This is a genomic window from Actinosynnema sp. NPDC049800, assembly GCF_040656635.1.
Taxonomy (GTDB): domain Bacteria; phylum Actinomycetota; class Actinomycetes; order Mycobacteriales; family Pseudonocardiaceae; genus Actinosynnema.
In genome coordinates this window covers 42366-62660 of the sequence record NZ_JBFAMT010000002.1, presented here as the reverse complement: position 1 = coordinate 62660, position 20295 = coordinate 42366, and the positions used below count along the sequence as shown (strand labels likewise).

The 20295-nt window shown below is 69.4% G+C and carries 19 protein-coding genes and 1 tRNA gene; 19 read left to right on the top strand and 1 reads right to left on the bottom strand.

Annotated features, from left to right (window positions below):
- Positions 1-66 precede the first annotated feature (66 nt).
- From AB0I91_RS02865 to rplA, 5 genes are all read left to right on the top strand, one after another.
- A tRNA-Trp gene (locus AB0I91_RS02865) sits at positions 67-139 on the top strand.
- Between the two features lie 31 nt (positions 140-170).
- The gene (secE, locus tag AB0I91_RS02860) at positions 171-575 is read left to right on the top strand and encodes a preprotein translocase subunit SecE (RefSeq protein ID WP_230566462.1); all 405 of its coding nucleotides are present in this window, start codon (positions 171-173) and stop codon (positions 573-575) included.
- Between the two features lie 65 nt (positions 576-640).
- On the top strand, positions 641-1468 hold the full coding sequence (nusG, locus tag AB0I91_RS02855) for a transcription termination/antitermination protein NusG (RefSeq protein WP_499611671.1): 828 nt from the start codon (positions 641-643) through the stop codon (positions 1466-1468).
- 98 nt (positions 1469-1566) lie between these two features.
- Entirely contained in the window at positions 1567-2001 is a 435-nt protein-coding gene (rplK, locus tag AB0I91_RS02850) for a 50S ribosomal protein L11 (RefSeq protein ID WP_106616850.1), read from the top strand.
- 76 nt (positions 2002-2077) lie between these two features.
- Positions 2078-2794 (top strand): 50S ribosomal protein L1, encoded by a 717-nt coding sequence (gene rplA, locus AB0I91_RS02845; RefSeq protein WP_498776508.1) that lies wholly within the window; start codon positions 2078-2080, stop codon positions 2792-2794.
- A gap of 63 nt (positions 2795-2857) precedes the next feature.
- Here rplA and AB0I91_RS02840 read toward each other — a convergent pair whose 3' ends face one another.
- Positions 2858-3625, bottom strand: coding sequence for a hypothetical protein (locus tag AB0I91_RS02840; protein ID WP_499634938.1), 768 nt, complete (start codon positions 3623-3625; stop codon positions 2858-2860).
- A gap of 259 nt (positions 3626-3884) precedes the next feature.
- Here AB0I91_RS02840 and rplJ point away from each other — a divergent pair, with 259 nt between their 5' ends.
- The 14 genes from rplJ to rpoB all read left to right on the top strand — a co-directional run bounded on the left by rplJ (position 3885) and on the right by rpoB (position 20249).
- A complete protein-coding gene (rplJ, locus tag AB0I91_RS02835; RefSeq protein ID WP_230566465.1) occupies positions 3885-4442 on the top strand; it encodes a 50S ribosomal protein L10 in 558 nt (185 codons plus the stop codon).
- A gap of 63 nt (positions 4443-4505) precedes the next feature.
- Positions 4506-4892, top strand: coding sequence for a 50S ribosomal protein L7/L12 (gene rplL / locus AB0I91_RS02830; RefSeq protein WP_230566466.1), 387 nt, complete (start codon positions 4506-4508; stop codon positions 4890-4892).
- A 267-nt stretch (positions 4893-5159) separates the two neighbouring features.
- Positions 5160-6233 (top strand): ABC transporter ATP-binding protein, encoded by a 1074-nt coding sequence (locus AB0I91_RS02825; RefSeq protein ID WP_498776513.1) that lies wholly within the window; start codon positions 5160-5162, stop codon positions 6231-6233.
- A 50-nt stretch (positions 6234-6283) separates the two neighbouring features.
- Entirely contained in the window at positions 6284-7015 is a 732-nt protein-coding gene (locus AB0I91_RS02820) for an MlaE family ABC transporter permease (protein WP_498776600.1), read from the top strand.
- Position 7016: 1 nt separating this feature from the next.
- Positions 7017-7856, top strand: a complete 840-nt coding sequence (locus AB0I91_RS02815) for an MlaE family ABC transporter permease (protein WP_498776515.1) — start codon at positions 7017-7019, stop codon at positions 7854-7856.
- The gene (locus AB0I91_RS02810; RefSeq protein WP_498776517.1) at positions 7853-9181 is read left to right on the top strand and encodes an MCE family protein; all 1329 of its coding nucleotides are present in this window, start codon (positions 7853-7855) and stop codon (positions 9179-9181) included. The genes AB0I91_RS02815 and AB0I91_RS02810 overlap by 4 nt, the downstream gene beginning before the upstream one ends.
- A complete protein-coding gene (locus tag AB0I91_RS02805; RefSeq protein WP_498776519.1) occupies positions 9178-10206 on the top strand; it encodes an MCE family protein in 1029 nt (342 codons plus the stop codon). The genes AB0I91_RS02810 and AB0I91_RS02805 overlap by 4 nt, the downstream gene beginning before the upstream one ends.
- Positions 10203-11213 (top strand): MCE family protein, encoded by a 1011-nt coding sequence (locus tag AB0I91_RS02800; protein ID WP_498776521.1) that lies wholly within the window; start codon positions 10203-10205, stop codon positions 11211-11213. Before AB0I91_RS02805 ends, AB0I91_RS02800 begins: the two co-directional genes overlap by 4 nt.
- Before the next feature lies 1 nt (position 11214).
- Positions 11215-12384 (top strand): MCE family protein, encoded by a 1170-nt coding sequence (locus AB0I91_RS02795; protein ID WP_499634934.1) that lies wholly within the window; start codon positions 11215-11217, stop codon positions 12382-12384.
- On the top strand, positions 12381-13538 hold the full coding sequence (locus AB0I91_RS02790) for an MCE family protein (protein ID WP_499634931.1): 1158 nt from the start codon (positions 12381-12383) through the stop codon (positions 13536-13538). Before AB0I91_RS02795 ends, AB0I91_RS02790 begins: the two co-directional genes overlap by 4 nt.
- On the top strand, positions 13535-14770 hold the full coding sequence (locus tag AB0I91_RS02785; RefSeq protein WP_499634928.1) for an MCE family protein: 1236 nt from the start codon (positions 13535-13537) through the stop codon (positions 14768-14770). The genes AB0I91_RS02790 and AB0I91_RS02785 overlap by 4 nt, the downstream gene beginning before the upstream one ends.
- Positions 14771-14782: 12 nt before the next feature.
- On the top strand, positions 14783-15295 hold the full coding sequence (locus AB0I91_RS02780; RefSeq protein ID WP_498776529.1) for an Rv1363c family protein: 513 nt from the start codon (positions 14783-14785) through the stop codon (positions 15293-15295).
- Positions 15296-15304: 9 nt separating this feature from the next.
- Complete coding sequence (locus AB0I91_RS02775) at positions 15305-16297, top strand: hypothetical protein (protein ID WP_499634925.1); 993 nt, start codon at positions 15305-15307, stop codon at positions 16295-16297.
- 469 nt (positions 16298-16766) lie between these two features.
- Positions 16767-20249, top strand: a complete 3483-nt coding sequence (gene rpoB / locus AB0I91_RS02770; RefSeq protein ID WP_498776534.1) for a DNA-directed RNA polymerase subunit beta — start codon at positions 16767-16769, stop codon at positions 20247-20249.
- Positions 20250-20295: the final 46 nt, after the last annotated feature.

The following is a 20295-nucleotide window of genomic DNA, read 5'->3' as shown; positions in this document are numbered from 1 at the left end:
CCTCACGGGCCACGTGAGGAGGGTGCGGGACGTCTCCAGCCAGGGTGTCCGGGTTCCGGGCGCCAAAGGGGTGTAGCTCAACTGGCAGAGCAGCGGTCTCCAAAACCGCAGGTTGCAGGTTCAAGTCCTGTCGCCCCTGCGTCGAAGCGCGATGGTGAGCGGAGGACGGCATGAGCGAGGGCCGCGAGCAGGACCAGCCGGAAGAGCGCGAGGGCGCGTCCCGGCCGGTTACCGCCGCAGCGCGGCGCGAGCGCCGTGGCTCCGCGCGACCGGCGGGCCGCAAGGACTCCGTGGAGGCGAAGAAGGCGGCCGAGGCCGACTCCGACGCCGAGGAGGCCAAGAAGGGCCGCCCCACGCGTTCGCGGGCGGACTCGGAGAAGCGGGTCGGTTTCTTCGCCCGCATCGTCCGGTACATCCGCGAGGTGGTCAGCGAGCTGCGGAAGGTCATCTGGCCGACCCGCAAGCAGATGATCACCTACACCGGAGTCGTGTTGGTCTTCGTGGCCTTCATGGTGGCGTTGGTGTTCGGCCTGGATTCGGCCTTCGCCTGGGGCATGTTCAGGGTGTTCGGCTGAGCCGAGCGCCTGCCGCCCCGGGTGGCGGCGGAACATGTGATGCATGAGAGGAAGCGAGACCCACAGTGACCTCCGAGAACGGCGGCGTTGACGCCCAGGAGCTGAACGACCTGACCGACGAGCGGGACTTCGACGGTGGCGTCGAGGACGTCGAGCAGGCGGAGGCGTCGGAGGAGACCGAGGAGTCCGCCCCCGTCGAGGCCGAGTCCGGTGGCGATGTCGAGTCGGGCGGTGACGTCGAGTCCGGTGGCGACGTCGAGGCCGCCGTCGTCGACATCGACGCCGAGCCCGCGGACCCCGCCGAGGAGATGCGCGAAGCACTGCGGCGCGCGCCCGGCGACTGGTACGTCGTGCACTCGTACGCGGGCTACGAGAACAAGGTCAAGACCAACCTCGAGACGCGCATCCAGACCCTCGACATGGAGGACTACATCTTCCAGGTCGAGGTGCCGACCGAGGAAGTCACCGAGATCAAGAACGGCCAGCGCAAGCAGGTGCAGCGCAAGGTGCTGCCCGGCTACATCCTGGTCCGGATGGAGCTCAACGACGCGTCGTGGAGCGCGGTGCGCAACACGCCCGGCGTGACGGGTTTCGTCGGCGCGACCTCCAAGCCGTCGCCGCTGACCATCGACGAGGTGCTGAAGTTCCTGCTGCCCCAGGTCGAGCAGAAGCCCGCGGCCGGCAAGAAGAGCGCCGCGACGCCCGCGAAGTCGACCGTCGAGGTCGACTTCGAGGTCGGCGAGTCGGTCACCGTCATGGACGGCCCGTTCGCGACGCTGCCCGCGACGATCAGCGAGGTCAACGCGGACGGCCAGAAGCTGAAGGTCCTGGTGTCTATCTTCGGCCGCGAGACCCCGGTCGAGCTGTCGTTCAGCCAGGTCTCCAAGATCTGACCAGGACAACAAGACTCCGGCTCCCCTGAACAAGGGGAGCCGGCAGCCACGCTGCGGCTGGCAGGGCCGCGCGCGGACACCGCAATAAAGGAACCGAGATGCCTCCCAAGAAGAAGAAGCTCGCAGCGATCATCAAGCTGCAGATCAAGGCCGGGGCCGCGAACCCCGCGCCGCCCGTTGGTCCCGCGCTGGGTCAGCACGGCGTCAACATCATGGAGTTCTGCAAGCAGTACAACGCCGCGACCGAGTCGCAGCGCGGCACCGTGGTGCCGGTCGAGATCTCCGTGTACGAAGACCGCTCGTTCGACTTCAAGCTCAAGACCCCGCCGGCCGCGAAGCTGCTGCTCAAGGCCGCCGGTGTGGAGAAGGGCTCGGGCGAGCCGCACCGCCTCAAGGTCGCCAAGGTGACCATGGACCAGGTGCGGGAGATCGCGCAGAACAAGATGGTCGACCTCAACGCCAACGACGTGGACCAGGCGGCGAAGATCATCGCCGGCACCGCCCGCTCCATGGGCATCACCGTCGAAGGCTGACCTTTCTCTTTCGTAGTTCGTGGGAGAGCCGCGCGCTGGCTCGTCACCACAACTGATCCACTTTAAGGACAGAAGCATGAAGCGCAGCAAGGCGTACAAGAACGCTGCTGAGCTGGTTGACCGTGAGCGGCTCTACTCGCCGCTGGAGGCAGCCAAGCTCGCCAAGGAGACTTCCAAGGTGAAGCTGGACGCGACCGTCGAGGTCGCCATCCGGCTCGGCGTCGACCCGCGCAAGGCCGACCAGATGGTCCGCGGCACCGTGAACCTGCCGCACGGTACGGGCAAGACCGCCCGCGTGATCGTCTTCGCGACCGGTGACAAGGCCGCCGAGGCCGAGGCCGCCGGCGCGGACGCGGTCGGCTCCGAGGACCTGATCGAGCGCATCCAGGGTGGTTGGCTCGACTTCGACGCCGCGATCGCCACGCCCGACCAGATGGCCAAGGTCGGTCGCATCGCCCGCATCCTGGGCCCGCGCGGCCTGATGCCGAACCCGAAGACCGGCACCGTGACGCCCGACGTCGCCAAGGCCGTGAACGAGATCAAGGGCGGTAAGATCAACTTCCGCGTCGACAAGCAGGCCAACCTGCACCTCGTCATCGGCAAGGTGTCGTTCGACCCGGAGAAGCTGGTCGAGAACTACGCCGCCGCGCTGGACGAGATCCTGCGCGCCAAGCCGTCCGCGGCGAAGGGCCGGTACCTGAAGAAGGTCACCGTCTCGACCACGATGGGCCCGGGCATCCCGGTCGACCCGAACCGGACGCGCAACCTGCTGTCCGACGAGGTCACCGTCTGACCACGGCTCGTCAGAACCACCCGAAGCGCCCCTCGGCCTCCCGCCGAGGGGCGCTTCGCGTCGTCAGGGGCAACTCGGCTCGGCGACGTACCCGGTGATCGCCCACGCGCCGCTGGTCTGCTCGGTGAGCACGAACTTGCCCAGCTTCGGCCCGCTGCGCACCTGCAGCGCACAGGAGCTGACCTCGACGGAGCCGGACTCGGGCGGTGTGACCATCGTCTGGGGGAACCCGAGCTGCCGGTAGCTGCTCACGTCGGTGACCTGGTCCTTCAGCTTCGTCACCGCGGCCGGGCAGTCGGTCTCGCCGAAGGCCTCGGCGAACGCCTTGCGCGGCCCGTCGCTCTTGAAGTACGCGCACGCGCGGCCGCCGTCACCGGTGCCGACGTGCTTGTAGAACTGGCCGATCGTGCCGTTGCTGCCGTACGGGTTGGCCGGCGCGATGACGTTGTTCTCGACGCCACCGCTGTCGATCGCCACGCCGCCCGGGTCGTCGCCGCCGAAGTACTGCTCGTAGAAGTAGGAGGCGACGAGCAGCACGACCACCAGGTACACCAGGCGGCGGACGAGCTTGCTGCGCAGCAGGATCTGCCACAGCGGCTTGCGGCGCGGACCGGGCGGTGGTGGGGCGGCCGGTGGGATTCCCGGCGGTGGGGTGGCGCCGGGTGGGAGGCCCGGCGGTGGGGTGGCGCCCGGGGGCAGGCTCGGCTGGTTGGCGCCTTGGGCCTGCTGGAAGCGCTGGAACTCCTGGAACCGTTGGAACTCCTGGAACTGCCGGAGCTGTTCCGGGTCGATGTCCGGTGGCGGCGGGTTCCTCGGCGGCTCTTCGGTCACGGGTCCCATCATGACCGATTTGGGTCGCCGTCAGCTCCCCTGCTAGGGTTGGCGACGGTTCACCAAAGACCGCTGGTCGTGCACGGCACTCGTCGTGCAGCGAAGGTCCCGCGAAGCGGGCGGCCCGCGCAGGAGAACGAGGAAGACCCAGGCGTGCTCGCACGCCCGTCACGCCCCGTGCTGCTGCGCTGGGGCGTTTTTGCTTTTCCCGGCCTGATCGCACTCGACCGGCTGTCACCAGCCCAGAGAGGAGGCGATCATGGCGAAGCCCAGCAAGGTTTCGGCCGTCGCCGAGCTCACGGACAAGTTCCGTGGAAGCTCGGCCGCTGTCGTGACCGAGTACCGTGGCCTCTCCATGGCGCAGCTCACCACGCTGCGTCGCGCTCTCGGCGCGGGCACCACGTACACCGTTGCGAAGAACACGCTGGTCAAGCGTGCCGCTGAGGACGCAGGCGTCGAGGGCCTCGAGGCCCTGCTCGTCGGCCCGACCGCCATCGCCTTCGTCGAAGGCGAGCCGGTCGACGCGGCCAAGGCACTGCGTGACTTCGCGAAGGACAACAAGGCCCTGGTCATCAAGGGCGGCTACATGGACGGCCGCCCCCTCTCGGTCGAAGAGGTCACCGCCATCGCGGACCTCGAGACCCGTGAGGTGCTGCTCGCCAAGCTGGCGGGCGCGATGAAGGGCAACCTGGCGAAGGCCGCGGGTCTGTTCCAGGCCCCCGCTTCCCAGGTCGCTCGCCTGGCTGCTGCCCTCCAGGAGAAGAAGGCCGCGGAGGCGCCTGCCGCCGCCGAGTCCGACGCTCCGGCCGAAAGCTGATCACACCCAGACACTCCGCGTCCCGGCCGCAGTTCGGGCGTTGAAAGAGAAAGGACCGCCATCATGGCGAAGCTCAGCACCGACGAGCTGCTCGACGCGTTCAAGGAGATGACCCTCCTGGAGCTCTCGAAGTTCGTGAAGGACTTCGAGGAGACCTTCGAGGTCACCGCCGCCGCTCCGGTCGCCGTTGCCGCTGCCGGCCCGGCCGGCCCCGCCGCCGCCGAGGTCGAGGAGAAGGACGAGTTCACCGTCGTCCTCGAGGGCGCCGGCGACAAGAAGATCCAGGTCATCAAGGTCGTCCGCGAGGTCGTCTCGGGCCTGGGCCTGAAGGAGGCCAAGGAGCTGGTCGAGTCCGCTCCGAAGCCGCTGCTGGAGAACGTGGCGAAGGACGTCGCCGACGCCGCCAAGGAGAAGCTCGAGGCTGCCGGCGCCAAGATCTCGCTCAAGTGATCTAGCGTCACCGCTGCCGCGAAGGCGGGCACCCGAACGGGGTGTCCGCCTTCGTGCTGTCTACGGCCGGTGATCTTGACCGTGCCGACGGGCGTGGCCCACCATCGGTGGCCGGAGGGGCGACGGGATGACCCTGCTCACACCGTTACCCACCCGAGACCGCATTAACCCAACTGGTGAGTAACCACGACAGGGCGGCCTCGTTGCACCGGTATGACGCCGGCCTGTCCGGTGTCGGGCGAAGCCGGCCGCTGACCTGGAGGTGCGATGGGCGTCGAGGTGGTCGTCGAGGGCCTGACCAAGTCCTTCGGCAAGCAGACCATCTGGCGGGACGTCACGCTCACCCTCCCCCCGGGCGAGGTCAGCGTGATGCTGGGACCGTCGGGCACGGGCAAGTCGGTCTTCCTGAAGTCCCTGGTCGGGCTGCTGAAACCGGAACACGGCAAGATCGTCATCAACGGCGTCGACCTGGTCCGCTGCTCCGAGCACAAGCTCTACGAGATCCGGAAGCTGTTCGGCGTCCTCTTCCAGGACGGCGCGCTGTTCGGCTCGATGAACCTCTTCGACAACGTCGCCTTCCCGCTGCGCGAGCACACCCGCAAGACCGAGGCCGAGGTCCGGCGGATCGTGCTCGAGAAGATGGAGATGGTGGGCCTCGTCGGCGCGGAGAAGAAGCTCCCCGGCGAGATCTCCGGCGGTATGCGCAAGCGCGCCGGCCTGGCCCGCGCCCTGGTGCTGGACCCCGAGATCATCCTGTGCGACGAGCCGGACTCCGGCCTCGACCCGGTCCGCACGGCCTACCTCAGCCAGCTCCTCATCGACCTGAACGCGCAGATCGACGCGACGATCCTGATCGTCACGCACAACATCACCGTGGCCCGCACGGTCCCGGACAACCTCGGCATGCTGTTCCGCCGCGAACTGGTCATGTTCGGCCCCCGGGAGGTGCTGCTGACCAGCGACGAGCCGGTGGTCGAGCAGTTCCTCAACGGTCGCCGCATCGGCCCGATCGGCATGTCGGAGGAGAAGGACCAGGCGACGATGGCCGCCGAGCTGGCGCACCGCGAAGCGGGCCACTCGGACGGCTCGCCGGACGAGGACGTGCGCGGCGTGGTGCCCCAGCTGGAACCGACGCCCGGCCTGCCGCCGCGCGGCGCGGTGCGCCGGCGCAAGGACCGGGTGATGACCATCCTGCACACGCTGCCGCCCGAGGCGCAGCAGAGCATCATCGCCAGCCTCACGCCCGAGGAGCAGCGCCACTACCGGGTGCTGGCCGGCGCGGGCGACCGGACGGGCCCGATCACCCCGAGCCCGTGGCCCCGCCAAGGGGGCGTGCTGTGAGCTCACCGGCGACGTTCCCCGGCGTCGGCGCGCTGCGCGAAACGGGGCGGATGTTCGCGCTGGGCGTGGACGTCGTGCGCAACACGTTCCGCCGCCCGTTCCAGCTGCGGGAGTTCATCCAGCAGTGCTGGTTCGTGGTGAGCGTGACGGTGCTGCCCACGGCGCTGGTGTCGATCCCGTTCGGCGCGGTCATCGCGTTGCAGATCGGCTCGCTGACCAGGCAGATCGGCGCGCAGTCGTTCACCGGCGCGGCGAGCGTGCTGGCGATCATCCAGCAGGCGAGCCCGATCGTGACGGCCCTGCTCATCGCGGGCGCGGGTGGCAGCGCGATCTGCGCGGACCTCGGCTCGCGCAAGATCCGCGAGGAGATCGACGCGATGGAGGTGCTCGGCGTCTCGCCGATCCACCGCCTGGTCGTGCCGCGCGTGCTGGCCGCGATGCTGGTGTCCGTCCTGCTCAACGGCATGGTCAGCGTGGTCGGCGTGATGGGCGGCTACTTCTTCAACGTCATCCTGCAGGACGGCACGCCCGGCGCGTACCTGGCGAGCTTCAGCGCCCTGGCGCAGCTGCCGGACCTGTGGATCTCCGAGATCAAGGCCCTGGTCTTCGGGTTCATCGCGGGCATCGTGGCCGCCTACCGGGGCCTGAACCCGGCGGGCGGGCCGAAGGGCGTCGGCGACGCGGTCAACCAGGCCGTGGTCATCACGTTCCTGCTGCTGTTCTTCGTGAACTTCGTGCTGACCACGATCTACCTCCAGGTCGTCCCGGCGAAGGGGAGCTGAGATGGCCGCGATCAACGACCGGTTCCGCAAGGCCGCGAACGCGCCGCTGTCCGTGCTGGACACGTTCGGCGACCAGCTGTGGTTCTACATCCGCGCCCTGTGCTGGACGCCGCGCACCCTGACCCGCTACCTGCGCGAGACGCTGCGGCTGCTGGCCGAGGTGAGCTTCGGCTCGGGCGCGCTGGCCGTCATCGGCGGCACGATCGGCGTGATGGTGGGCCTGTCGGTGTTCACCGGCACGGTCGTCGGCCTGCAGGGCTTCACCGCGCTGAACCAGATCGGCACGTCGGCGTTCGCGGGCTTCGTGTCCGCGTACTTCAACACCCGCGAGATCGCGCCGCTGGTCGCCGGCCTGGCGCTGAGCGCGACCGTCGGCTCCGGCTTCACCGCGCAGCTGGGCGCGATGCGGATCTCCGAGGAGATCGACGCGCTGGAGGTCATGGGCATCCCCAGCCTGCCGTACCTGGTCACCACCCGGATCATCGCGGGCTTCATCGCGATCATCCCGCTGTACGTGATCGGCCTGCTCACCTCGTACCTGGCGGCCAGGTTCATCACGGTCGAGTTCTACGGGCAGTCGGCGGGCACGTACGACCACTACTTCAACCTGTTCCTACCACCGGTGGACGTGCTCTGGTCGTTCGGCAAGGTGCTCGTCTTCGCCGTCGTGATCATCCTGACGCACTGCTACTACGGCTACCGCGCCAGCGGCGGCCCGGCGGGCGTGGGCGTCGCGGTGGGCCGCGCGGTGCGCACGGCGATCGTCACGACCAGCCTGCTGGACTTCTTCCTGAGCATGGCCATCTGGGGCACCACGACGACGGTGAGGATCGCGGGATGATCAAGCGGCGACTCCTGGGCGTCGTGTTCATCGCGGTCATCGCCCTCTTCCTCTCGGTCACGGTGGCGATGTACAACGACGCGTTCACCGAGGTCGTGAAGGTGACGCTGAAGACCGACCGGGTCGGCAACCAGCTGCTCGTCGACTCCGACGTCAAGGTCCGCGGCATGATCGTCGGCCAGGTGAAGGACATCCGGACCTCCGGCGACGGCGCCGAGCTCGAACTGGCGCTCGAACCGGAGCAGGTCAGGCACATCCCGGCCAACGTCTCCGCGCGCCTGCTGCCGAAGACCCTGTTCGGCGAGCGGTACGTGCACCTGGTGCTGCCCGACGAGCGCGAGGACCCGCTCACCGACGGCGCCGTCATCGAGCAGGACCGCTCCAGCAGCGCCATCGAGCTGGAACGCGTGCTCGACGACCTGATGCCGGTGCTCCAGGCCGTGCAGCCGGAGAAGCTCGCCACCACGCTGACCGCGATGTCGCAGGCGCTGGAGAACCGGGGCAAGCCCCTGGGCGAGACGCTCGTGCAGCTGGACGCCTACCTGGGCGAGTTCAACCCGCAGCTGCCCAAGCTCAAGGACGGCATCAGCCGCCTCGCCGACGTCTCGAACGTCTACGCCGACGCCGCGCCCGACCTGGTGCAGGCGCTGTCGGACGCCACCGTCACCAGCCGCACGCTGGTCGAGCAGCGCGACAACCTGCTCGCCCTCTACGGCACGCTGACCACCACGTCGCTCGACCTGAACAGCTTCCTCGCCGTGAACAAGAACAACCTGATCCAGCTCGCGGACGTCAGCAAGCCGACGTTGGAGCTGCTGGCCAAGTACTCGCCCGAGTACCCGTGCCTGCTCAAGGGCCTGGCGGAGTTCAGGCCGATCATGGACGAGGTGTTCGGCAAGGGCACGAACGAGCCCGGCCTGCACATCACGCTGGAGATCACCGCCAACCGCGGCAAGTACGAGCCGGGCAAGGACGACCCGGAGTACGCCGACAAGCGCGGCCCGCGCTGCTACGACATCGTGCCGCGGCCGGACCCGTTCCCGCAGTACCCGCCGGAGGGCCCGGTCAAGGACGGCTCGACGTCGCCGCCGGCCGCGCGCTCGGCCACCGACGGCGTGCTGCCGCCCAACACGGGGACCATCCGGGAGGACGGCACGGTCGTGTCGTCGTTCGGCGGCGTGCCGTCGCTGGCGAACTCGCCGGAGGAGCAGGACTTCCTGGCCGCGCTGCTCGCGCCGCAGTTCGGGGTGGAGAAGCGCGACATGCCGAGCTTCACCGCGCTGCTGCTCGGACCCCTGTACCGGGGAGCGGAGGTGACGGCATGAGGTCCCTGGCCGCGCCGCTGATCAAGCTCGCCGTGTTCGCCGTGATCACGATCCTGGCGACCACGCTGCTCGCGGTGACCATCTCGAACGTCAACTTCAACGGCGCCACCGGCTACACCGCCCGGTTCACCGACGTCACCGCGCTCAACGAGGGCGACGACATCCGCATCGCGGGCGTCCGGGTCGGCCAGGTCGACGGGATCCGGGTGGTCGACCGGCGGCTGGCGGAGGTGGAGTTCTCGCTGGAGGGCGACCGCACGCTGCCCGCGTCGGTCACCGCGACGATCAAGTACCGCAACCTCGTCGGCCAGCGCTACATCTCGCTGGAGCACGGCGTGGGCGACGCGTCCGCGCTCAAGCCCGGCGACGTGATCCCGCTGGAGCGCACGAAGCCCGCGCTGGACCTGACGGTGCTGTTCAACGGCTTCAAGCCGCTGTTCCAGGCGCTGAACCCGGAGGACGTGAACCAGCTGTCCAGCGAGATCATCCAGGTGTTGCAGGGCGAGGGCGGCACGATCGACAGCCTGCTGCGCCACACCGCGTCGCTGACGTCCACGCTGGCGGGCCGCGACCAGGTGATCGGCGAGGTGATCGCCAACCTCAACGCCGTGCTGGACACCGTGAACTCGCGGACCGAGCAGGTGTCGACGCTGGTCACGACGTTGCAGGAGCTGACGACGGGCCTGGCGGGCGACCGCGAGCCGATCGGTGACGCGATCAGCGCCATGGGCGAGCTGACCACGACGACCGCCGACCTGCTCGACCAGTCGCGGCAGCCGTTGAAGGACGACATCGCCAACCTCGGCCTGGTGTCGAAGACGCTGGCGGACCACGAGGCGGTCGTGGAGAGCGTCATCCAGCGCCTGCCGACCAAGATCGAGGCGATGTCGCGGACCGCGTCCTACGGGTCCTGGTTCAACTTCTTCCTGTGCGAGGGCAGCGGGCAGGTCGCCGTGCCGCCGATCATCAACGACCCGATCCCGATCACGGCTCTGCCGGTGACGCAGCCGAGGTGCCGCCGATGAACCCCCAGCGCAACCCGGTGGCGGTCGGCGTGGTGAGCCTGACCGTGATCGCCCTGCTGCTGCTCGCCGCCTTCAACTCCGACGACCTGCCGATCATCGGCGGCGGCACCACCTACTCCGCCGAGTTCACCGAGGCGGCGGGCCTGATCCCGTCGAACGAGGTGCGGGTGGCCGGGGTGAAGGTCGGCAAGGTGACCAAGGTCGAGCTGGACGGCGACAAGGTGAAGGTGTCGTTCCGGGTGAAGGACGCCTGGGTCGGCGACCGCACGACCGCGGTGATCCGGATCAAGACGCTGCTCGGGCAGAAGTTCCTGGCGCTCGACCCGCAGGGCTCGCAGCCGCTGGACCCGGGCGAGCCGATCCCGCGCGAGCGCACGCTGTCGCCGTACGACGTGCAGGAGGCGTTCAACGGCCTGGCGTCCACGGTCGGCCAGATCGACACCCAGCAGCTCGCGGACAGCTTCCAGGTGCTGTCGGAGACGTTCCAGGGCTCGGCGGAGAGCGTGCGCGGCGCGTTGGACGGCCTGTCGGCGCTGTCGAAGACGATCTCCTCGCGCGACGAGCAGCTGGCCGAGCTGCTGGCCAACACCAACGAGATCACCAAGACCCTGTCCGACCGCAACGAGCAGTTCGAGAAGCTGCTCGCGGACGGCAACCTGCTGCTGGAGGAGCTGCGCAAGCGGCGGGACGCGATCGGGGCGCTGCTCAGGGGCACCCGCGAGCTGTCCAAGGAGCTGTCCGGCCTGGTCGCCGACAACTCCGCGCAGCTGCGGCCGGCGCTGGAGCAGCTGGAGCGGGTGACCACGATGTTGCAGCGCAACCAGGACTCGCTGGAGCGCAGCCTGGCGCTGATGGGCCCGTTCTTCCGGGTGTTCGCCAACACCCTGGGCAACGGCCGCTGGTTCGACGTCTACATCTGCGGCCTGCTGCCGCCGTCGGTGAACCTCGGCGTGGTCGGCTTCAACGAAGAGGGCTGCCTCCCTCCCGGCGTGCAGAGGGGGAACTGACGTGGCGACCACGAGGACGGGCCGTGACCTGGTCCGCGCGGTGGCGATCGCGTGCGTGCTGGCGATCGTGGCCGCGGTGGCGATGTGGTGGGTGTTCGCGGGCGCCGATAGCCGCCGGGTGACCGCGCTGTTCGGCGCGGCCGTCGGCGTCTACCCCGGCTCGGACGTGCGGGTGCTCGGCGTGCGGGTCGGCACGATCGACGAGGTCGAGCCGCAGGGCGCGCTGGTCAAGGTGGTGATGTCGCTCGACCGGTCGGTCAAGGTGCCCGCGGGCGCGCAGGCGGTCGTGGTCGCGCCCAGCGTGGTCAGCGACCGGTACGTGCAGCTCGCGCCCGCCTACACCGGCGGCGACGTGATGGGCGAGAACGCGACCATCCCGCGCGAGCGCACCGCCACCCCCGTCGAGCTGGACGAGCTGTACGCGAGCCTGGACAAGCTGACCACCGCGCTCGGCCCGAACGGGGCCAACAAGGACGGCGCGCTGTCGGAGCTGCTCGACTCGGCCGCGAACAACCTCCAGGGCAACGGGCAGGCGCTCGGCGACACCGTCAAGCAGCTCGGTGACGCCACCCGCACGTTGTCCGGCTCGAAGGACGACCTGTTCGGCACCGTGGACAACCTGCAGAAGTTCACCGGGATGCTGGCCGCGAACGACAGCCAGGTGCGCGACTTCAACCGGCAGCTGGCCGAGGTCGCCGGTTTCCTCGCCGACGAGCGGGAGAACCTGGGCGCCGCGCTGACCGAGCTGGCCACCGCGCTCGGCCAGGTGCAGGGCTTCATCCAGGACAACCGGGCCGTGCTGAAGTCGAACGTCGACAAGCTCGCCGGCATCACCCAGATCCTGGTCGACCAGCGCGCGTCGCTGGCCGAGGCGCTGGACGTCGGGCCGCTGGCGCTGGGCAACCTGCAGAACGCCTACAACGCGGCCTCCGGCACGCTCGACACCAGGGCCGACCTGAACGAGCTGAGCCAGCCGCCGATCGTGCTGATCTGCAAGCTGATCCAGGGCGTCGAGCCGGGCCGGGTGCCCGGCGTGCTCGCCGAGACGTGCCGCGGGCTGGAGCCGCTGCTCAGCGGCGCCGTGCCGTTGAAGACGCCACAGGAGATCGCGACCGACCTGGCCCAGGGCAAGCTGCCGCTGCCCCTGCCGCTCGCGGGGGTGCCGCAGTGAGGCGGATCGCGGTGCTCGTCGCGAGCGCGCTGGTGCTGACCGGCTGCGGCTCGGGCGGCTTCGACGGCGTCTACAACATGCCGCTGCCCGGCGGCGCGGACGTCGGCGACCGGCCGTACGAGGTGAAGGTCCAGTTCAAGGACGTGCTCGACCTGGTGCCGCAGGCCGGGGTGAAGGTCAACGACGTGCCGGTCGGCCGGGTCGACCGGATCGACCTCGGCGCGGACGGCTGGACCGCCGAGGTGACCGTGCTGGTCAACGGCGACGTGAAGCTGCCGGGCAACGCGGTCGCCCGGCTGCGCCAGTCCGCGCTGCTCGGCGAGAAGTACGTCGAGCTGGCCGGTCCCGCCGAGGGGCGCGAGGAGGGCGCTCTCACCAGCGGTTCGGTCATCCCGGTCGAGCGGACCAACCGCAACCCCGAGGTCGAAGAGGTCTTCGGCGCGCTGTCCATGCTGCTCAACGGCGGTGGCATCGCCCAGCTCCAGGACATCAGCCGCGAGCTGAACGCGGCCCTGGAGGGCAACGAGCCGCAGATCCGATCGCTGCTGCACAACCTGAACGAGCTGGTCGGCGACCTCGACGCGCACAAGGGCGAGATCACCCGCGCGCTGGACGGCCTCAACCGGCTCGGCGGCACGCTCAACGCCCAGCGCGAGCAGATCACCGGCGTGCTGGACGGGCTCGAACCGGGCCTGAAGGTGCTCAGCGAGCAGCGCACCCAGCTGGTCACGCTGCTGCAGTCGCTGGACGCGCTGTCCGACGTCGCGGTGGACACGGTGAACAAGTCCAAGGCCGACCTCGTGGCCGACCTGAAGGCGTTGACGCCGACGCTGCAGAAGCTCGCCGAGGCGGGCACGAACCTGCCCAACGGCTTCGAGCTGCTGCTGACCTACCCGTTCCCGGACTCGGCGGTGGACGCCATCAAGGGCGACTACACGAACCTCTACGCCGACATCGACCTGAACCTGGGCACGATCGTGGACAACCTGGGCCGGTCGCGGCAGTCGCCGCTGCCGAGCCTGCCCGGGCTGCCCGGCGTCGACGGCAACGCGCCGTCCCTGCCGCTGCCCCTGCCGAACCTGCCGCTGCCCGGCGTGTCGGGCCAGTCGGGGCTCGGCGACCTGCTCGGCGGACTGCTCGGAGGTGGGCGGTGATCCCCGGTCGGATCAAGCTCCAGATCGGCGCGTTCGTGCTGATCGCGCTGGTCGGCGTGAGCTACGTCGGCGCGCGGTACGTCGGGCTCGGCCGCGTGTTCGGCGCGTCCGGGTACGTGGTGACGATGCAGCTGGCCGAGTCCGGCGGCGTGTTCACCAACGCCGAGGTGACCTACCGCGGCGTCGCCGTCGGCCGGGTCGGGCAGATGCGGCTGACCGCGGACGGGCTGGAGGTCGACCTCGACATCGACCCGAGCGCCCCGTCGATCCCGGCCGACCTGGAGGCCGTGGTCGCCAACCGGTCCGCCGTGGGCGAGCAGTTCGTCGACCTGCGCCCGCGCGGCGAGGACGGGCCGTACCTGGCGGACGGGTCGGTCATCCCGCGGTCGGCCACCAGGACGCCGCCGCCGGTGGACACCCTGCTGACCAACCTCGACGCGTTCGCCAAGTCGGTGCCGACCGAGTCGCTGCGGACCGTGGTGGACGAGCTGGACCTGGCGTTCAACGGCACCGGGCCGGACCTCCAGGTGCTGCTGGACAACACGAAGGTGTTCACCCGGGCGGCGACGGAGCACCTGCCGCAGACCAAGGCGCTGATCGACAGCGGGTTGGTGGTGCTGAACACGCAGGCCACGCAGGGCGGCGCGATCAAGTCGTTCTCGGCGGACCTGCGGTCGCTCGCCGAGCAGCTGAAGAACTCCGACGCCGACCTCCGCCGGCTCATCGGCGTCTCGCCGCAGGCCGCGGAGCAGGTGTCGGCGCTGCTGCGGGAGACCGGGCCCAACCTGGGCGTGGTGCTGGCCAACCTGCTGACCACGGGGAACATCCTGGTCACGCGCCTGAACGGGCTGGAGCAGATCGCCGTCACCTACCCGATCATCGTCGGGGGCGGCTTCACCGTGGCCAAGGGCGACGGCACGGGCGCGCACTTCGGGCTGGCCCTGAACGTGTTCGACCCGCCGCCGTGCACGGTCGGTTACGACAGCACCACGATCCGGCAGGGCACCGACACCACCCCGGCCGAGTTCAACACGCAGGCCTACTGCGCGTTGGCCCGCGGCAGCGCCACCGGCGTGCGCGGCGCCCAGAACGCGCCTTACGGTGGGCTCCCGGTCACGACGCCGACCGGCGACGAGACCTCGCAGCCGGGTCGGGAGCCGACCGCGGGCGAGACCGCGGCCGAGGCGCCGCTGCTGACCAGCCTGGGGCAGTTGCTCGGTCTGCCGGGCTGAGGAGAGGGACGGATGGACGTTCGACGTTGGACGCTGCCGATCGCGGCCGTGCTCGCGGTCCTGGCCGCCGGCTACGCGGTGTGGGCCGGGGTGTCGTGGTGGAGCGCGTCGTCGAGCGACTCGGTGGCGTTCTCGCGCGAGCGGGACGAGGTGCTGCGGGTCGGGCAGGTCGGGATCGCGAACTTCACCACCCTCGACTACAAGAAGGTGGACGAGGACCTCGACCGGTGGCTGGACTCGTCCACGGGCGAGTTGCGCTCCGAGATCGAGGACGGCCGGGCCGAGCGGAAGAAGCAGATCGAGGACGCCAAGACGGTGACCGTGAGCCGGGTGCTGGACGCGGCCGTCACCGAGCTCGACGCACGGGCCGGGAAGGCGCACCTCATCGCGGTCGTGGAGACCACGGTGACGCCGGAGGGCGGGCAGGCGGTGAAGAAGGTCAACCGGTACCAGACGGACCTGGCCCGCACCGACGCCGGTTGGAAGCTCAGCGCGCTGGGGCCGGTCGCGGCCGGCGGCGCGTGAACCGAGGAGATGACGTCAGTGCCACCGCCCCGCCGCCGCCCGGTCCCGACCACGCCGACCACCCGGCCTCGCGTCGCCGGCCTGCGCAAACGCCCTGAGCCGACCGCCGCGCCGGACGCCGAGGCGAACGGCGTCGACGCCGGGCCCGCACCGGCCGAGGACACGCGCCCCGAGCGCGACGCCGCCGAGCCGACCGCCGCCGATCGCGCCGAGACCCTGCCCTCCGACCGCGACCTCATGCGTCCGGCCGAGGTCCCGGGCCTGATCGAGCCCCGCGAGGACGACCAGGACGACGAGGACGAGGCCACCGAGCCCGCGCCTCGCCCCCGCCCCACCGGCCGCCGCAAGCGCACCGGCGAGGCCGTCGCGCCCAGCGTCCTGACCGAGCCCGACGCGCGGCACTCGAAGTCCGAGTCCGACGAGTCGGCGGCCCGGGACGACGAGCCCGAGGACCGCTCGACCCGCCTCGGCGGGTCCGGCCCGACCCTGCCGATCGCCCTGGTCGTGCTGGCCGCGCTGCTGGTCGCCCTGGGCGTGTGGTTCCAGGACCAGGCGGGCGAGGTCCGCTACAACCAGGCCCTGGTCGACAGCGGTGGCACGACCGAGGTCGCCGGCCAGGCGCGCGAGGCGGTCGAGAAGGCGTTCTCCTACAACTACGCCGACGTCTCGGCCACCGAGAAGGCCGCCAACGAGCTGCTGGTCGGCAAGGCCAAGTGCCAGTACAACGCGATCTTCGGCCCGGTGCGCACGCTCGCGCCCGAGCAGAAGCTCGTGGTCACGGTGAAGGCCGTGTCCAGCGGCGTGACCACGCTCGACGGCGACCGCGCCACCGTGCTGCTGTTCCTCGACCAGGTCACCACCCGCACGACCGACAACCAGAGCGGCGGCGGCATCGCGATGATGCGGGTCGGCGCGCAGAAGGTCGACGACCGGTGGAAGGTCGACAACATGGAGATGTTCGGCCAGAGCGGCGACCAGGCGGCCGAAACCGCCAAGTGCTGACCGGGAGGCGGCCGGACGGCCTCGCGGGACGTCCACTCAGGACTGCGAACCCGGTTTCATGCCCCAACACAAGGTGATCTGAGTCACACTTTTCGGTCGGTGACCGAACGAAATCGCCACGGTCTCCCTTCGGGGTCTGAACGCCCGTGAAAGGTCACGGTTGCTCACGTCCATGTATTTTCGCAGGTCACAGCGGTAACTCCGCGTTATCGCGCCTTGCGCCAGTGGAGTGATCGCCGCGTGGCATCTTGACTGTGGGCGTCGGCGGGGTCACTCTGTCGGTGAGCACGAGAAAGGTCCTTCCAGGTGCCTCTCGACAGTTGCCGCGCGCGTGGCTAGACTGCTCCTTTGCGCTGCCCTCTTTCCGTTTGCCCTTCGCCGAGAGCTGGATTGCCGGGCATCGCCGCACCCTTGACAGCCGTGCCAGTTCCGCTGACTGGCCAGCTACCTGTCCCTGGAAGGACGCATCTTGGCGATCTCTCGCGCGACCAAGGCCACTGCTGCGACCAACTCCACGTCGGGGATTCCCGGAGCGCCGAAGCGAGTCTCTTTCGCGAAGATCCACGAACCGCTTCAGACGCCCAACCTGCTCGACCTGCAGATCCAGTCGTTCGAATGGCTCACCGGCGACGAGGCGTGGTTCCAGCGCCGCGTCGACGAAGGTGACGAGGCGCCGACGGGCGGCCTCGAGGAGGTCTTGAACGAGATCTCCCCGATCGAGGACTTCTCCGGCTCGATGTCGCTCTCCTTCTCCGACCCGCGCTTCGACGAGGTCAAGGCCTCGACCGAGGAGTGCAAGGACAAGGACATGACGTACGCCGCCCCGTTGTTCGTCACGGCGGAGTTCACCAACCACACCACCGGCGAGATCAAGAGCCAGACGGTGTTCATGGGTGACTTCCCGATGATGACCGACAAGGGCACGTTCATCATCAACGGCACCGAGCGGGTCGTGGTTTCCCAGCTCGTCCGCTCGCCGGGTGTCTACTACGACACCGCGATCGACAAGACGACCGACAAGGACGTCTTCAGCGTCAAGATCATCCCGTCCCGGGGTGCCTGGCTGGAGTTCGACGTGGACAAGCGCGACACCGTCGGTGTCCGCATCGACCGCAAGCGCCGCCAGCCGGTGACCGTGCTGCTGAAGGCGCTGGGTTGGACCACCGAGCAGATCCGCGAGCGCTTCTCGTTCAGCGAGACGCTGCTGACGACGCTGGAGAAGGACCACACCGCGGGTACCGACGAGGCGTTGCTCGACATCTACCGCAAGCTGCGTCCGGGCGAGCCGCCGACGAAGGAGTCCGCGCAGGCGCTGCTGGAGAACCTGTTCTTCAAGGACAAGCGCTACGACCTGGCGAAGGTCGGCCGGTACAAGATCAACAAGAAGCTGGGCCTGGCCACCCCGATCTCCACGGGCGTGCTGACCGAGGACGACATCGTCACCACGATCGAGTACCTGGTCCGCCTGCACGCCGGTGAGACGACGATGCAGCCCGGCGACACCGAGGTGCCCGTCGAGGTCGACGACATCGACCACTTCGGCAACCGCCGCCTGCGCACCGTCGGCGAGCTGATCCAGAACCAGATCCGGGTCGGCCTCTCCCGCATGGAGCGCGTCGTCCGCGAGCGCATGACGACCCAGGACGTCGAGGCCATCACGCCGCAGACCCTGATCAACATCCGCCCGGTGGTGGCTGCGATCAAGGAGTTCTTCGGCACGTCCCAGCTGTCGCAGTTCATGGACCAGACGAACCCGCTCGCGGGCCTGACCCACAAGCGCCGCCTGTCGGCGCTGGGCCCGGGTGGTCTGTCCCGTGAGCGCGCCGGCATGGAGGTCCGCGACGTCCACCCGTCGCACTACGGCCGCATGTGCCCGATCGAGACGCCGGAAGGCCCGAACATCGGCCTGATCGGCTCGCTGTCCTCCTACGGGCGGGTCAACCCGTTCGGCTTCATCGAGACGCCGTACCGCAAGGTCGTCGACGGCCGGGTCACCGACCAGATCGACTACCTGACGGCCGACGAAGAGGACCGCTACGTCAAGGCGCAGGCGAACGCCAAGATCGACGACGAGGGCAACTTCCTCGAGGACAAGGTCCTGGTCCGCAAGAAGGGCGGCGAGGTCGAGCAGATCGACCCGGCCGACGTGGACTACATGGACGTCTCGCCGCGGCAGATGGTGTCGGCCGCGACCGCGATGATCCCGTTCCTCGAGCACGACGACGCGAACCGCGCCCTGATGGGCGCGAACATGCAGCGCCAGGCGGTGCCGCTGCTGCGCAGCGAGTCCCCGCTGGTCGGCACCGGCATGGAGCTGCGCGCCGCGGTCGACGCCGGTGACGTCGTGGTGGCCAAGAAGACCGGTGTGGTCGAGGAGATCTCCGCCGACTACGTCACGGTCATGGCCGACGACGGCTCGCGGCAGACCTACGGCCTGCACAAGTTCCGCCGGTCCAACCAGGGCACGTGCATCAACCAGAAGCCCATCGTGAACGAGGGCGACCGGGTGCACGAGGGCCAGGTGCTGGCCGACGGCCCGTGCACCGAGAACGGCGAGATGGCGCTGGGCAAGAACCTGCTCGTCGCGATCATGCCGTGGGAGGGCCACAACTACGAGGACGCGATCATCCTGTCGCAGCGCCTCGTGCAGGACGACGTCCTGACCTCGATCCACATCGAGGAGCACGAGATCGACGCGCGGGACACCAAGCTGGGCGCCGAGGAGATCACCCGGGACATCCCGAACGTCTCCGAGGAGGTCCTGGCCGACCTCGACGAGCGGGGCATCATCCGCATCGGCGCCGAGGTCCAGCCCGGCGACATCCTGGTCGGCAAGGTCACGCCCAAGGGCGAGACCGAGCTGACCCCGGAGGAGCGCCTGCTCCGCGCGATCTTCGGCGAGAAGGCGCGCGAGGTGCGCGACACGTCGCTGAAGGTGCCGCACGGCGAGTACGGCAAGGTCATCGGCATCCGCGTGTTCAGCCGCGAGGACGACGACGAGCTGCCCCCCGGCGTGAACGAGCTGGTCCGCGTCTACGTGGCCCAGAAGCGCAAGATCCAGGACGGCGACAAGCTCGCCGGCCGCCACGGCAACAAGGGCGTCATCGGCAAGATCCTCCCGGTCGAGGACATGCCGTTCCTCGAGGACGGCACCCCGGTCGACATCGTGCTGAACACGCACGGCGTGCCGCGTCGTATGAACATCGGCCAGGTGCTGGAGACCCACCTCGGGTGGATCGCCAAGCAGGGCTGGAGCATCAACGGCGACCCGGACTGGGCGAAGAACCTGCCGGCGGAGCTGTACGACGTCGAGCCCGGCACCAAGACCGCCACGCCCGTCTTCGACGGCGCCAAGGAGGACGAGATCACGGGCCTGCTCGGCTCGACGATCCCGAACCGCGACGGCGAGCGGATGGTCAAGGAGAACGGCAAGGCGGTGCTCCTGGACGGGCGCAGCGGCGAGCCGTACCCCTTCCCGGTGTCCGTCGGCTACATGTACATCCTGAAGCTGCTGCACCTGGTCGACGACAAGATCCACGCCCGCTCGACCGGCCCGTACTCGATGATCACGCAGCAGCCGCTGGGTGGTAAGGCGCAGTTCGGTGGTCAGCGGTTCGGTGAGATGGAGTGCTGGGCGATGCAGGCGTACGGCGCCGCGTACACGCTCCAGGAACTGCTCACGATCAAGTCCGACGACGTGCTCGGCCGCGTGAAGGTCTACGAGGCCATCGTCAAGGGCGAGAACATCCCGGAGCCGGGTATCCCGGAGTCCTTCAAGGTGCTGCTCAAGGAGCTCCAGTCGCTGTGCCTCAACGTCGAGGTGCTGTCCTCGGACGGCGCCGCGATCGAGATGCGCGACGGCGACGACGAAGACCTCGAACGCGCTGCGGCCAACCTCGGCATCAACCTGTCGAGGACCGAGTCGCCGTCCGTGGACGACGTCGTCAACTGACGCTCGCCGTCATCCGGGGGGATGCCTCCCGCGTCCCCCCGGATGA

Excerpts from the sequence above, each read along its gene's own strand:
- secE (WP_230566462.1), top strand. The coding sequence starts at position 171 with ATGAGCGAGGGCCGCGAGCAGGACCAGCCGGAAGAGCGCGAGGGCGCG.
- rplK (WP_106616850.1), top strand. The coding sequence starts at position 1,567 with ATGCCTCCCAAGAAGAAGAAGCTCGCAGCGATCATCAAGCTGCAGATC.
- rplA (WP_498776508.1), top strand. The coding sequence starts at position 2,078 with ATGAAGCGCAGCAAGGCGTACAAGAACGCTGCTGAGCTGGTTGACCGT.
- rplJ (WP_230566465.1), top strand. The coding sequence starts at position 3,885 with ATGGCGAAGCCCAGCAAGGTTTCGGCCGTCGCCGAGCTCACGGACAAG.
- rplL (WP_230566466.1), top strand. The coding sequence starts at position 4,506 with ATGGCGAAGCTCAGCACCGACGAGCTGCTCGACGCGTTCAAGGAGATG.
- AB0I91_RS02825 (WP_498776513.1), top strand. The coding sequence starts at position 5,160 with ATGGGCGTCGAGGTGGTCGTCGAGGGCCTGACCAAGTCCTTCGGCAAG.
- AB0I91_RS02820 (WP_498776600.1), top strand. The coding sequence starts at position 6,284 with ATGTTCGCGCTGGGCGTGGACGTCGTGCGCAACACGTTCCGCCGCCCG.
- AB0I91_RS02815 (WP_498776515.1), top strand. The coding sequence starts at position 7,017 with ATGGCCGCGATCAACGACCGGTTCCGCAAGGCCGCGAACGCGCCGCTG.
- AB0I91_RS02810 (WP_498776517.1), top strand. The coding sequence starts at position 7,853 with ATGATCAAGCGGCGACTCCTGGGCGTCGTGTTCATCGCGGTCATCGCC.
- AB0I91_RS02805 (WP_498776519.1), top strand. The coding sequence starts at position 9,178 with ATGAGGTCCCTGGCCGCGCCGCTGATCAAGCTCGCCGTGTTCGCCGTG.
- AB0I91_RS02800 (WP_498776521.1), top strand. The coding sequence starts at position 10,203 with ATGAACCCCCAGCGCAACCCGGTGGCGGTCGGCGTGGTGAGCCTGACC.
- AB0I91_RS02780 (WP_498776529.1), top strand. The coding sequence starts at position 14,783 with ATGGACGTTCGACGTTGGACGCTGCCGATCGCGGCCGTGCTCGCGGTC.
- AB0I91_RS02775 (WP_499634925.1), top strand. The coding sequence starts at position 15,305 with ATGACGTCAGTGCCACCGCCCCGCCGCCGCCCGGTCCCGACCACGCCG.